Source organism: Lentzea roselyniae, assembly GCF_039537795.1.
Lineage (GTDB): Bacteria > Actinomycetota > Actinomycetes > Mycobacteriales > Pseudonocardiaceae > Lentzea > Lentzea atacamensis.
Genome location: NZ_BAABBE010000006.1, coordinates 282,099 through 294,585, shown reverse-complemented (window position 1 = coordinate 294,585; position 12,487 = coordinate 282,099). Strand labels below are relative to the sequence as shown.

General features: G+C 68.8%; 15 protein-coding genes. 1 reads left to right on the top strand and 14 read right to left on the bottom strand.

Annotated elements, in window-relative coordinates; all coding sequences use genetic code 11:
* Positions 1-62: 62 nt before the first annotated feature.
* From ccsB to ABFX45_RS13465, 3 genes are read right to left on the bottom strand one after another with little or no spacing between them, the layout of a single operon-like run.
* Positions 63-986, bottom strand: coding sequence for a c-type cytochrome biogenesis protein CcsB (ccsB, locus tag ABFX45_RS13475; RefSeq protein WP_112226689.1), 924 nt, complete (start codon positions 984-986; stop codon positions 63-65).
* Complete coding sequence (gene resB, locus ABFX45_RS13470) at positions 986-2,461, bottom strand: cytochrome c biogenesis protein ResB (protein ID WP_109632813.1); 1,476 nt, start codon at positions 2,459-2,461, stop codon at positions 986-988. The genes ccsB and resB overlap by 1 nt, the downstream gene beginning before the upstream one ends.
* A 41-nt stretch (positions 2,462-2,502) precedes the next feature.
* The gene (locus ABFX45_RS13465) at positions 2,503-3,279 is read right to left on the bottom strand and encodes a cytochrome c biogenesis CcdA family protein (RefSeq protein WP_112226688.1); all 777 of its coding nucleotides are present in this window, start codon (positions 3,277-3,279) and stop codon (positions 2,503-2,505) included.
* A gap of 140 nt (positions 3,280-3,419) precedes the next feature.
* Between ABFX45_RS13465 and ABFX45_RS13460 the strand changes: the two genes are divergently transcribed.
* Complete coding sequence (locus ABFX45_RS13460; RefSeq protein WP_346130027.1) at positions 3,420-4,409, top strand: M64 family metallopeptidase; 990 nt, start codon at positions 3,420-3,422, stop codon at positions 4,407-4,409.
* A 129-nt stretch (positions 4,410-4,538) separates the two neighbouring features.
* Here the strand turns inward: ABFX45_RS13460 and ABFX45_RS13455 are convergent, their stop codons facing one another.
* From ABFX45_RS13455 to ABFX45_RS13405, 11 genes are all read right to left on the bottom strand, one after another.
* Positions 4,539-4,925, bottom strand: coding sequence for a TlpA disulfide reductase family protein (locus ABFX45_RS13455; RefSeq protein WP_407656803.1), 387 nt, complete (start codon positions 4,923-4,925; stop codon positions 4,539-4,541).
* 167 nt (positions 4,926-5,092) lie between these two features.
* Positions 5,093-5,722 carry a histidine phosphatase family protein gene (locus tag ABFX45_RS13450; RefSeq protein ID WP_109629000.1) on the bottom strand — a complete coding sequence of 210 codons (630 nt, stop codon included), beginning with the start codon at positions 5,720-5,722 and terminating at the stop codon, positions 5,093-5,095.
* Entirely contained in the window at positions 5,719-7,014 is a 1,296-nt protein-coding gene (gene hemL / locus ABFX45_RS13445; protein ID WP_346130024.1) for a glutamate-1-semialdehyde 2,1-aminomutase, read from the bottom strand. Before hemL ends, ABFX45_RS13450 begins: the two co-directional genes overlap by 4 nt.
* Positions 7,015-7,025: 11 nt before the next feature.
* Entirely contained in the window at positions 7,026-7,382 is a 357-nt protein-coding gene (locus ABFX45_RS13440) for a hypothetical protein (protein WP_146231337.1), read from the bottom strand.
* Between the two features lie 5 nt (positions 7,383-7,387).
* Positions 7,388-7,807, bottom strand: coding sequence for a DUF3093 family protein (locus ABFX45_RS13435; protein WP_109629006.1), 420 nt, complete (start codon positions 7,805-7,807; stop codon positions 7,388-7,390).
* On the bottom strand, positions 7,807-8,553 hold the full coding sequence (locus tag ABFX45_RS13430; protein WP_109629008.1) for a hypothetical protein: 747 nt from the start codon (positions 8,551-8,553) through the stop codon (positions 7,807-7,809). Before ABFX45_RS13430 ends, ABFX45_RS13435 begins: the two co-directional genes overlap by 1 nt.
* On the bottom strand, positions 8,550-8,948 hold the full coding sequence (locus ABFX45_RS13425; protein ID WP_109629010.1) for a hypothetical protein: 399 nt from the start codon (positions 8,946-8,948) through the stop codon (positions 8,550-8,552). Before ABFX45_RS13425 ends, ABFX45_RS13430 begins: the two co-directional genes overlap by 4 nt.
* Positions 8,945-9,388, bottom strand: a complete 444-nt coding sequence (locus ABFX45_RS13420; RefSeq protein WP_109629012.1) for a hypothetical protein — start codon at positions 9,386-9,388, stop codon at positions 8,945-8,947. The genes ABFX45_RS13425 and ABFX45_RS13420 overlap by 4 nt, the downstream gene beginning before the upstream one ends.
* A 9-nt stretch (positions 9,389-9,397) precedes the next feature.
* A complete protein-coding gene (locus ABFX45_RS13415) occupies positions 9,398-9,910 on the bottom strand; it encodes a hypothetical protein (protein WP_109629014.1) in 513 nt (170 codons plus the stop codon).
* Complete coding sequence (gene hemB, locus ABFX45_RS13410; RefSeq protein WP_109629016.1) at positions 9,895-10,869, bottom strand: porphobilinogen synthase; 975 nt, start codon at positions 10,867-10,869, stop codon at positions 9,895-9,897. Before hemB ends, ABFX45_RS13415 begins: the two co-directional genes overlap by 16 nt.
* Before the next feature lie 71 nt (positions 10,870-10,940).
* The gene (locus ABFX45_RS13405) at positions 10,941-12,473 is read right to left on the bottom strand and encodes a bifunctional uroporphyrinogen-III C-methyltransferase/uroporphyrinogen-III synthase (RefSeq protein ID WP_109629018.1); all 1,533 of its coding nucleotides are present in this window, start codon (positions 12,471-12,473) and stop codon (positions 10,941-10,943) included.
* Positions 12,474-12,487 lie beyond the last annotated feature (14 nt).

Sequence of the window (12,487 nt, the reverse complement as noted above, 5' to 3'; positions counted from 1 at the left end):
GACCCCCGGGTTGCGACGGTACGCAACCGACGCCGGTTCCATCGACCTGGGGGCTTAACTCGTTAGAGACCCGCGTACGAATGCAACCCGCTGGTGACCAAGTTGATGAAGAACAGGTTGAACACGTTCAGCGCGAAGCCCACGACGTTGATCCAAGCGGCCCCACGGCCACGCCAACCGGCCGTCGCCCGTGCGTGCAGATACGCCGCGTAGACGACCCACGAGACGAACGCCACGGTCTCCTTGGGGTCCCAGCCCCAGAACCGGCCCCACGCGGCTTCCGCCCAGATCGCGCCGCAGATGATGCCTGCGGTGAACAGCGGGAACGCGAGCACGGTGGTGCGGTAGGACATCCGGTCGAGCACGTCGGCGGACGGCAGCTTCGGGAAGCGGTCGGGCCTGCTCGCCTTGAGCAGGTAGAGGATCGACGTCACACCGGGGATCAGCAGCACGCCGGACGAGATCGAGATCACCGAGACGTGAATCACCAGCCAGTACGACCGCAGCGCCGGCTGGACGGGCGCGGACTCGGCGTAGAGGACGGTGCCGCCGAGGAACAGCAGGACCAGGATCGGCGTCAGCACGAACGCGCCGAGGCGGCGGATCGGGAACTTCACCATCAGCACGAGCCACGTCACGACCGCGGCGAGGCACAGCAGCGACATGTACTCGTACATGTTGCCCCAGGGCGCACGCCCGGCGGAGAGACCGCGCATCACCAGCGAGCCCAGGTGCAGCAGCGCGCCGAGGACGGTCAGCGCGGCACCCATGCGGCCGATGCGCTCCGGCTTGCTCAGCTCGGTCCTGACCTGCGGTTCGACCAGCCCTGGCACGGGCGCACCCGCGCCGACCAGCGCTTCGGCCTTGCGCGGGGCACGCGCGAACGCCTGCTCGACCGCGTACAGCAGAACCGCGAAGAGGTAGACGCCCAGCGCGCTGCGGTACAGCCAGTCGCTGTAGGTCGCGAGGGTCTCGTTGACCGGCATCAGGACTTCTCCTCGTTCAAGACCGCGCGGGCGAGCCGCGTGAACTCCTCGCCGTATCCTGCCTGGTCAGTGCGGGCAAGCCCACCGACCTCGACCAACGTACGCCCGTCGTCCTGAGGGGTCGCACGCACCCACACCCGCCGGCGCTTGACGGTCAGCGAGACCCCGAGGCCGAGGATGATCAGGATGGCGAACACCAGCACGTACCCCTGGGTCGGGTCGTGCGAGACCTGCAACGACACCCAGTCGTTCACAGAGTCGAACCGCACCTTGGTGCCGTCGTCGAGCGCGATTTCCTCACCCAGCGCGAGGTTCTTGCGCGCGACCTTGTGCAACCGGCCCTGCTCGACCATCTTCATGTCGATCGAGAAGATCGACTGGCCGCGGCCGTCGTCCACGCCGAGGTCACCGCGGTACACGTCGACCGCGACCATCGGGTTGTTCAGCGCGGGGAACTTCGAGTTCAGGATGCTGCCGTGCAGCAACGGCGTCGGCGCGAGCAGCCCCGTGACCGCGATCTGGTTCTTGCGCCGCTGCTCGGAGTCCGTCACGCCGGGCGGGTCGAACTTCGTCGCACCCTCGGAGGCCAGCGTGAGCTGGTCCGACGGCAGCCACTGGATGCCCTGCGTGCGCTTCTCGCCGTTGGGGAACGTCACCGTGAACGTCGGCGTGTACCCGTGGCCGAGCAGGTAGAGCCGGTCGCCGCTGGTGCGCAGCGGATGGTTGACCTGCAGGGTGTAGGGCCGCCACGTGTTCGTGGTGAGGTCCTCGCCCGACTGGTAGCGGATGTCCGCCTGGTAGCCGACGGGCTGGCCGTTCTCGAGGTACTCGGCGGAGAACTTGCCGATCTCGACGCAGAACGGCGTGAGGTCGGTGCCGTCAACCCGCAGGCCGGGCCGGAACTGGTCGTAGTTGAAGATGCCGCCGTTGCAGAACTGGCCGCCGTTGGCCTGGACGATGACCTGGCCCTCGTAGTTGTACATCTTGCCCAGCGCGAACGAGACCAGCAGCCCGAGCAGCGCGAAGTGGAAGACCAGGTTGCCGGTCTCCCGCAGGAACCCGCGCTCGGCGCTGACCGTGTCCTCACCGGCGTCCATCCGCCAGCCGCGCATGGCCTTCTTGGCGCGCCCCACAGCCTCTTCCGGCGTCACGTCGAGCACGGCCTGCGCGTGATGCGGCATTCGCGAGAGGTTGCGCGGCGTCAGCACCGGCTTCGCGCGCATCTGCTTGAAGTACTCCCACGTGCGCGGCAGCAGGCACCCGACGAGGGACGTGAACAGCAGCAAGTAGATCGCCGCGAACCACGGCGTGGCGTAGACCTCGAAGAACCCGAGCTTGAGCAGGAACTGCCCCCACCAGCCGTGCTGCGCGACGTACTCGTCGACCTTCTGCGCGTTCAACGACAGCTGGGGCAGCAACGCACCGGGCATGGCCGCGAGCGCGAGCAGGAACAGCAGGGTCAGCGCGGTCCTCATCGAGGTGAGCCCGCGCCACGTGTTGCGGAGGAAGGCGATCACTAGAGCGGCAGCCTCACGACGTCGACGAACGAGTAGCGCAGCCACCCGACGAACTCACCCCAGAGCCCGGTGACCAGCGCGATCCCGACCAGGATCAGCAGCACGCCACCGAAGATCTGCACCTGCCGAGCGTGCGAGCGCAGCCACTTGGTCACCCCCAGCGCCCACCGCGCGCCGAGCGCGAGCACCACGAACGGCAACCCGAGCCCCAGGCAGTAGGCCAGCACCAGCACAGCCCCGCGCACCGTGGACGACCCGACCTCGGTGCTGCGCGCGACCGCGAGCACCCCGGCCAGCGTCGGCCCGAGACACGGCGTCCACCCGAGCGCGAACACCGCCCCGAGCAACGGCGCCCCGAACAACCCGGCCCTGGGCTTGGCGTGGAACCGCAGGTCCTTCTGCAGCGCCGGCACGAGCCCGATGAACACCAGCCCCATCAGGATCGTCACGACACCACCGATCCGCTGGAACAGATCGGCGTTGAGGAACAACGCGTCCGACGCCCCGAGAATCGCCATCGAGGCCAACGCGAAGACCACCGTGAACCCGAGCACGAACAGCAGCGAGGCCCCAGCCACCCGCCACCGCCCCTGCGCGGCCGGTTCGTTCGCCTCGACCCGAGGCGCCTCAGCCCCGACCAGCCCCGCGAGGTACGCCAGATAACCGGGTACGAGCGGCACCACGCACGGCGAAGCGAACGAGATGAAACCAGCGAGCAAAGCAACCCCGGTGGCCAGCAGCAACGGCCCGGAGATCGCCAGATCGGTGGGGTTCACACACCTCAGACTAGGTAGTTGCCCAGATCACGCGACCACCGGCATGGCCTTTCCGTGTGCAACCGCCCCCGCTGAACTGCGACAGAAGTACCGACGATTGCCGCCTTGTGGGTGACATCACGGTTGCTTAGCGTCAGCGCATGCATCGTTCCCGGCTGATCCTCCCGGCGCTCACAGTCACCGCGCTGGCTCTGTTCGCCCAGGTGCCGGCCGGTGGCGCTGCCCCGGCGATGGAGTGGCGAGAGGTCTTCAACGAAGACGGCTCCATCACCCAGACCCTCACGCCAAGGGCCCCAGCCGAGCAAAGAACGGGCCTCCGCCTCCTCGCCGCCGCCGAAGTGACGAAAATCCACGGCGACCGAGACTCGTCCGACGCCTTCGACCTGGTCTTCGTGGGCGACGGCTACACCTCGGACGACATGGCGGCCTACACCGCCAACGTCCAGAGCAAGTGGGCCGAACTCTCCGCCGTAGAGCCGTTCGCCTCCTACAAGCCGTACTTCAACGTCTGGCAGGTCAACGTCATCTCCACCGAGTCCGGCGTGGACCACGACCCGACCAAGGGCCTGCTCAAGGACACCGCCCTGGACATGGGCTTCTGGTGCCAGGGCCGAGACGCCAACACCGAACGCCTCCTCTGCGTGAACGAGACCAAGGCGAAGGAATACGCCGCCCTGGCCCCCCAGGCAGACCAGGTGATCGCCCTGGGCAACACCACCAAGTACGGCGGCGCTGGCGGCTCGGTGGCCACCGCCTCAGGCGCCAACGCCCAAGCGGGTCAAATCGCGATCCACGAACTGGGCCACTCGATCGGCGGCCTGGCCGACGAGTACGACTACCCGTACGCCAACTACACAGGCGCCGAACCCAAGGAATTCAACGTAACGACGGACCCCGCCGGCACAAAGTGGGGCGAATACCTGGGCCAGCCGTCTCCGGACGGCGGCGTGATCGCCCCGGTGGAAGGTGCGCGCTACTACAAAACGGGCTTGTACCGCCCCACCGCCAACTCGATCATGCGAACCCTGGGCAAGGAGTTCAACTCGATCGGCCGCGACGCCATGATCAAGGCCTTCAAGGCCAGAATCCCGTCGCTGAACCAACCGCCCACGCCGCCAGCAGGCAACTAGCCGTCACAAAAGGGCCCCGGCGCACTCCAGCCGGGGCCCTTGACATGTTGGCGGTCGTCAGCGGCGTTTCGATCATGTGTTGGTAGTACTCGCATACGCCACAACAGCCCTCTCGCGAAGGAGAAGCCCTCACTCCTTGGCAAGCTCATCCAAAACCGGCTGAACATCGGAAGCAAGCACAGCCACCAAAAACACAGCCGCAACCCGATGCTGCTTATCCACCACAAAGGTGGAGGGAACAGTATTGGCCGGCACACCCTTGAACACATTGATAAAACTACGAGAAGACCCGTCATAGATGGACGGGTAAGTCAACGACCGATCCCGCATGAAATCCTGCGGATGACTCTTGTCAGTCTCCTTGACATCAACACCAATAACCTGCGTGCCAGCATCAAACAGCTTCTGCATCTCGGGAGCCTCAGTCCGGCAAGGCCCGCACCAGGCCCCCCAAACGTTGATCACCACAGGCTTGCCCGCATAGTCAGACAGCCGAATGATCTTCCCGTCCTCCATCAGGGACTCCCCCTCAAGCCCGGTAAGCGGCTTCCGCTCAGAAGGCGCATACCGAATCTTGACCTGCCCTCCAGGAGCAACGAGGTAAAAGTCCCCACCCCCGACCTGCGCAGCATCCTTCCCAACGGTGCACCCGGAAAGAAGGAGCAACAGGACAAGCAGCCGCTTCATGCCCCGGTCACCCGAGGATTGGTAGCGCCGACCGGCTCGGAGTAAGCAATCCGCACCAGCTGCTCCCCCTCAAAGATCAACGAGGTCAACGAGGCGAGCGAGCACTCCCGGCGACGGGGGTCGTGCCACATCCGCTTCCCCTCCAAGAACCGCCGCACGGTCCAAATGGGCAACTGATGCGAAACACAAACCGCTTCGTGCCCCTCAGCAGCAGCCCGAGCCTTCTGCACCGCCCCGAGCATCCGGTGGGCGATCTCGATGTACGGCTCCCCCCAGGACGGTCTGAAGGGGTTCACCAGCTTCGGCCAGTGCTGAGGCGACCGCAACGCCCCGTCGCCAACGGCAACCTTCAGCCCCTCGAACTGGTTGTCGGCCTCGATCAACCGCTCGTCCGTGGCCAGCTCCAGCCGATGCGAGTCGGCGATCGGAGCCGCAGTCTGCTGTGCCCGATCCAACGGCGAGGCCACGACGTGCGCGATGTCGTGGTCGGCGAGGTGCTCGGCGACGGTCAAAGCCTGCTTCTGCCCGCGCTCGGACAACCGGAACCCCGGGATCCTGCCGTAGAGAATCCCCGTGGGGTTGTGCACCTCACCGTGGCGGAGCAGATGGACGACGGTGCGGGTCACTGGCGAGCCTCCTTGGCAGCGCGAGCCGCGGCAGGCAGCGCGTCGGCGATCACGGCGAACTCCTCTTCACCCATGGCGGCGTTGACGAACCACGCCTCGTACGCCGACGGCGGGGCGTAGACGCCTCGTTCCAGCAGGGCGTGGAAGAACGGCGGGAAGCGCCAGGTCTCGCACGCCTGGGCGCCCGCGTAGTCCTTCACCTCGGAAGAACCGAAGAAGACGCTCACGAGGTTCCCGGCGAACTGCACGCGGTGCTCGACGCCCGCCTCGGTCAGGGCCGCGGTGAACAGCGAGCCCAGGCGCGTGGCGTTGCGGTTGAGGGCCTGGTAGACCTCCTCGTCCGCAGCACGGAGAGTCGCGAGGCCGGCCGCGACCGCGACCGGGTTACCGGACAGCGTGCCCGCCTGGTAGACGGGGCCGGAGGGCGCGAGGCGAGCCATCACGTCCGCGCGGCCGCCGAACGCCGCCGCGGGCAGGCCGCCGGACATGACCTTGCCGAACGTGTAGAGGTCGCCGCGCACGCGCTCGAGGCCGAACCAGCCGGCGCGGGAGACGCGGAAGCCGGTCATGACCTCGTCCATGATCAGCAGCGCACCGGAGGCGTCGCAGATCTCGCGCAGCTCGGCGTTGAAGGTGGGCAGCGGTGCGACCGCGCCCATGTTGCCCGCCGCGGCCTCGGTGATGACGCAGGCGATCTCGCCGGGGTTCTCCGCGAACGCCGCCTTCACGGCCTCGATGTCGTTGTAGGGCAGGACCAGGGTGTCCGCGGCCTGCGCGCCCGTGACGCCGGGCGAGGTGGGCAGGCCCAGCGTCGCGACGCCAGAGCCCGCCTGGGCCAGCAGTGCGTCCACGTGGCCGTGGTAGCAGCCGGCGAACTTGATGATCTTGCGGCGCTCGGTGAAGCCGCGCGCGAGGCGGATCGCGCTCATCGTGGCCTCGGTGCCCGAGTTGACCAGGCGGACCTGGCGGACAGGCTCGACGCGGTCGACGATCTCGGCCGCGAGCTCGATCTCACCCTCGGTCGGCGTGCCGAACGAGAGCCCGGACGCCGCCGCCTTCTGCACCGCCTCGACCACGGACGGATGGGCGTGCCCGAGGATCATCGGGCCCCACGAGGCCACCAGGTCGACGTACCGGTTGCCGTCTGCGTCCCACAGGTGCGGTCCCTCGCCACGAACCATGAAGCGCGGGGTGCCGCCGACTGAGTGGAACGCCCGCACCGGAGAGTTGACCCCGCCGGGGGTCAGCGTGGAGGCGCGCTCGAACAGGGCCTGGGATCGACTCGCAGTCACGTACCCCAGTCTCACACGTCGGCTTCGGCGGCTTTCTGCGGCCGGGTGCGCAGGGCCAGCACGACCTGGCGCACGGCGTCGAGTGCGAGGATCACGGCCAGTGTGGCGGCGCCGGCCGCGGTGCCGAGCCAGTTGCCGTGGTAGCGCGTGGAGATCAGCGGCTCGCGGCCGTCGACCGGGTACGCGAGCTTCACGATGCCGCGGTTCCAGCACCACACGGCGGCCCACGTCAGCAGGACGATCGCGACGACCTCGCCCGCGGCGATGAGCCACCGCTTGGGCTGGTGCAGGCTCGGGCCGGCGGGCGGGGCGGGCTCCGGCTCCTCCACCACGGTCTCCGACTCCGGCTCAGTCACGGCCTCTGTCACGTTGCTCACCCTCTCACGACCCGGCGCAGGGCTGCGAGCAAGGCTTCCGGATCACGCGCCCACCCCAGCACCACCGTGCCGTCGAGCAGGCGCAGCGGCACCGCCGTCGTCCCCTTCGGCACCGACCAGCCGCCGCCGAGCACCCGCGCACCGGTCGGCGCACCGACGTCCTGACAGGCCTCGATCATCGCGACCGGCAGCTTCTCCCGCCCGAACTGGGCTTCCTCGGCCGTGAGCGCGACGCTGCCGGTCTTGACCCTGCCGTACACCCACAGGACAGCGCCGAGGGTCAGCCCGAGCCCCACGATCGTCCACAGCGCGACGGACGCGGGCCCGGTGATGAGCTCGACCAGGTAGCCGGCGACCGCGAACGCTGGTCCCCACAGGAGCGGCCACCAGCTGCTGCCGGATTCGCGGTACAGCACTACCGCACGAACTTGTTCGACGGCGGCAGGAACTGCAGCACCACGGCCGCGACGATCAGCCCCATCACGACGATGCTGATCGCCACGCCCGGCTGCCAGACCTCCGCCGCCAGCGCGAAGAACATGATCGCGACCATCGACAGGAAGCCGAGCGCACCGAGGATCGTGAGCAGGATGCGCGCCCAGTTCTGACCGTTGCGCAGCACGACCGCGAACGCGACGTACGGCGCCGCGGCCACGAGCATCGCGAAGCCGAACATCAACGCCATGGCCCGCACGCCGAACTCGCCGGCCATGCGGTCCTCGGCGGTGACGAGCGACTCGTCCTGGCTGAGGAGGAACTCGGCGTTGGTGAGCAACAGCACCGGGAACACGGCGACGGAGAGCACCGCACCCGCGATCCAGATCCACATCGCGGCGGTGATCGTGGCGGGCCGCGGTGCCGACATCTCCTGCGGCTGCGCGGGCGCGAGCGGCGGCATGGGAAAGCCCATGTTGTTGACCGCCTGCACCTCGTAGGTGCCGTGCGACGCACCCACGTTCTGGTAGGAGGCCGTCTGCGGGTTCTGCCATTGCGCGTGGTCGAGTGGTGGCGCCGGCTCGGGTGCGGGCGGCATCGGCAGACCCATCTGGTTCATCGCTTGCACCTCGTAGGTGCCGGACGACGCGCCGTCGTAGCCCGGCCGGATTTGCGACTGCGGGTTGTCCGGGTTCTGCCACGGACTGGGGTTCTGCGGATCGGTCACGGCTCACGCACCTCCGCCAGCCACTGTGCCGTACGCGCCTGCCACGTGAAGACGATCGCGACACAGATGAGCAGCAGAACGACCAGATTCGCCGTGGAGACCCCCACGAGCAGCAGCCAGATCATGTGCACGATCGAAACGACCGACAACGCGACGCGCGCCCAGTTCTTCCGCTTGACCAACAGCCGCGTCAGCAGGCCGTACAGCGCCGCGAAGATCACTGCCACGACGGTCAGCGCCACCAGGAAGTTCGTCACGTCGGCGGGCGGCCTGCCGCTCAGCCGCTCGATCTCACCGCGCTGGAACCACAGACCGGCAGTGGTGAACAGCACGAACACGGCGATCGCGAGCCACAGGCCGACCGCGATCCGCACGGACCGGGGAGCGTCGTTCACGTCAGCTGCTCGCGCTCGGTCAGGTAGTCGGTCGACTGCCGGAAGTAGAGCAGCACCAGACCCGCCATCGCGACCAGCGCCGCGACGACGGCGTACCCGTTCGCGATGAGCTGGAAGAACAGGTTGAGCAGCACCACGATCATCAGCCCGGTGCGGCTCTTCTTCGTCCCCGCCTTCACCTTGCCCGCGAACCACACGGCGAGCGCGGCCAGCAGCACGCTGATGGCCAGCGCGACGACGAGCGTCACCGTCGCCGACGTCTCGATCATCTCCCCGGTCAGCTTCGGGTCGGTGTTCCTGCTCTTGACGGCGTCGACCACGTCCTGCTTGTTGGCGAGCAGGAAGATCGACGCGAGCACGCTGAGCGCCACGCCGGCAACGACGAGCCAGTAGCCCGCGACGATCGTGCCGGGAGTGCCCGATTCCTTCGGAGACGTCACGGTCGGAACTTAGGACCGCTGGGAAGCGCTGTCCACCGTGACGCGCGTCCTGAAGTGCGCCGACACGCGGTACATCAGCACGATCGCGGTCGCGTCCAGCGCCGTCGTGACGACCGTGACGGCCAGGTCGACCGGCTGCATCGCGACCCCGAGATCAGCGGCGATCCCGCTGCCGGACGCCACGAGCCGGAACAGCCCGAACGCGACGGACGCGGCACCGAGGACCGTCAGCACGATCCTCGCCCAGTTGCGCCCGCGCGCCATCGTGTTCGCCAGCCGCGTGTACGCGAGAACGATCGCGGTCGCGATGAGCAGGCCGAACAGGATCCCGCCGTTGACGCCCGCGTCGATCTGGTCCTGGCCGAGCGCCGGGTTCTGCCTGCGCGCCTCGGCGATGAGCGTCTCGCGGTCGAAGAGCTGCGCGACGAACCGCACCACGCCGATGCCCGCGCTGGCGATCCACAGCCAGCGCGCGACGTTGATCAGCTTCGGTACGGGTGCGGGTGTCAGCGGTCCAGCCACCGGGCGGCTTCCACTGCCCAGTAGGTCAGCACGATGTCCGCACCGGCACGCCGGATGGACGTGAGCGACTCGAGGATCGAACGCTCGCGGTCGATCCAGCCGTTCGCGGCAGCGGCCTCGATCATCGCGTACTCACCGGAGATCTGGTACGCCGCAACGGGAACGTCCGAGATCTCGGCCACCGAACGCAGCACGTCCAGGTACAGCAGCGCCGGCTTGACCATGACCATGTCCGCGCCCTCGGCGAGGTCCAGCTGCACCTCGCGGATCGCCTCACGGCCGTTCGCGGGGTCCTGCTGGTAGGTCTTGCGGTCACCGGCGAGCTGCGACTCCACGGCATCGCGGAACGGGCCGTAGAACGCCGAGGCGTACTTGGCCGAGTAGGCGAGGACGCCGGTGTCGTGCAGGCCCGCCTGGTCCAAAGCGTTGCGGATGAAGGCGATCTGGCCGTCCATCATGCCGCTGGGACCGACGACGTGAGCACCGGCGCGCGCCTGGGCCACGGCCATCTCGCCGTAGACCTCGAGCGTGGCGTCGTTGTCGACCGTGCCGTCGGCGGCGAGCACGCCGCAGTGGCCGTGGTCGGTGAACTCGTCGAGGCAGCAGTCCGACATCAGCACGGTGCTGTCGCCGAGCTCCGAACGGAGGTCGGCCAGCGCGGCGTTGAGGATGCCGTCCGGGTCGGTCGCTCCGGAACCGACGGCGTCGCGCTCGGCGGGCACGCCGAACAGCATGATGCCGCCGACACCGGCCTGCACGGCCTCGACCGCGGCTTTGCGCAGCGAGTCACGGGTGTGCTGCAGGACGCCGGGCATGCTGCCGATCTCGGCGGGCTGTGCCAGGCCTTCCTTGACGAACATGGGCAGCACGAGCTGCCTCGGGCGCACCTCGGTCTCGGAGACCAGGCGGCGCATGGCGGGCGTCGTGCGCAGACGCCTCGGCCGGTGAAGTGGAAACACGGCGGGACTCCCTGTGGAGAGAGTCGAAGGGGCCATCCCAGGATCTCGGACGGCCCCAACGGCTTCATGAACTAGCTGCGGCGCAGACGCTTGGTCTTGCGCGGAGGAGGCAGCGCTCCCTCGGCGCGCAACCGGGCGGCGTGGGCGGCCAGCGCGTCGACCAGCGCGGGCACGTTCGCCTCCTCGGGCTGCACGTCGACCCGGAGGCCGAACTCCCGCGCCGTCTCGGCGGTCTGCGGGCCGATGCACGCGACGAGCGTGCGGGCGTGCGGCTTGCCCGCGATGCCGACCAGGTTCCGCACGGTCGACGACGAGGTGAAGCACACCGCGTCGAAGCCACCGGACTTGATCATCTCGCGGGTCTCGGCGGGCGGCGGGGCCGCACGCACGGTGCGGTACGCCGTCACGTCGTCGATCTCCCAGCCACGCTCGCGCAGGCCCGCGGCCAGCGTCTCGGTGGCGATGTCCGCCCGCGGCAGCAGCACGCGGTCGACCGGGTCGAGGATGTCGTCGTAGGGCGGGAAGTCGTTGAGGAGACCCTCGCTCGACTGCTCACCGGACGGCACGAGCTCGGGGATGATGCCGAACGAGCGCACCTTCGCGGCCGTGGCCTCGCCGACGCAGGCGATCTTCACGCCGGAGAACGCACGGGCGTCCAGACCGAACTCGCGGAACTTCTCCCACACCGCGCGGACGGCGTTGGTCGAGGTGAAGACGACCCACTGGTAGCGGCCGTCGACCAGGCCCTTGACCGAGCGCTCCATCTGCGCGGGGCTGCGCGGCGGCTCGACCGAGATCGTCGGCACCTCGACGGCGATCGCGCCGTGCGAGTGCAGACGCTCGCTCATCGCGCCGGCCTGCTCCTTGGTCCGCGGGACCAGCACGCGCCAGCCGTACAGCGCCCGCGACTCCCACCAGGAGAGCTTCGAGCGAGCGGCAGCGGCGGCACCGACCGTGACGACCAGCGGGCCGTTCAGCTCGCCGGCGTCGGCGGCGACGGAGGCCAGCGTGGTGTCGATGGTGCGCTGCTGGAAACCGGTGCCCTCGGCGGTCACGGCGACCGGCGTCTGCGGCGCCAGACCGTTCTCGACGAGGTTCGACGCGGCCTCCGCGAGGTGCGAGCCGGTCGCGTGCAGCACGAGCGTGCCCGGCGAGGCCGCGAGGCCTGCCCAGTCGCTCACCGCGCGGACGTCGACCTCGGTGTGCACACCACCGAGCGCCACACCCGCGTAGGCGGGGACAGCGGTGCCGGAGGGCACGCCGGGAACGACGTCGAACGGGATCGTCGACTTCGCGACGGCCTGCGCCTCCTTCACGACCGAGTCGAGAGTGAGCGGGTCACCCGCGACGAGGCGGACGACGACCGCCCCGTTCTTCGCCTCCGTCACCAGGTCCTTGGCCACGTCGGCGGACTCCCCGACGGCGGGGCGGACCTCGACTCCCTCGGCCACGGTCGCGAGGACGTCCGCAGGGACGTCCGGGTCGGTGACCACGAGCTCCGCACGGGTGAGCAAGTCGTGGGCCCGGACCGTGAGCAGCCCGGTGTCGCCTGGGCCGGAGCCCACGAAGGCGATGCGTCCGGGGGTCTTGCGTGCGCGGGTCATCAGGGCACTCCCCA

What these genes read in the sequence shown, in the direction of transcription:
- ABFX45_RS13455 (WP_407656803.1), bottom strand. Translation starts at nt 4,925, where the DNA reads ATGGAGGACGGGAAGATCATTCGGCTGTCTGACTATGCGGGCAAGCCT.
- resB (WP_109632813.1), bottom strand. Translation starts at nt 2,461, where the DNA reads ATGAGGACCGCGCTGACCCTGCTGTTCCTGCTCGCGCTCGCGGCCATG.
- ABFX45_RS13460 (WP_346130027.1), top strand. Translation starts at nt 3,420, where the DNA reads ATGCATCGTTCCCGGCTGATCCTCCCGGCGCTCACAGTCACCGCGCTG.
- ABFX45_RS13405 (WP_109629018.1), bottom strand. Translation starts at nt 12,473, where the DNA reads ATGACCCGCGCACGCAAGACCCCCGGACGCATCGCCTTCGTGGGCTCC.
- ccsB (WP_112226689.1), bottom strand. Translation starts at nt 986, where the DNA reads ATGCCGGTCAACGAGACCCTCGCGACCTACAGCGACTGGCTGTACCGC.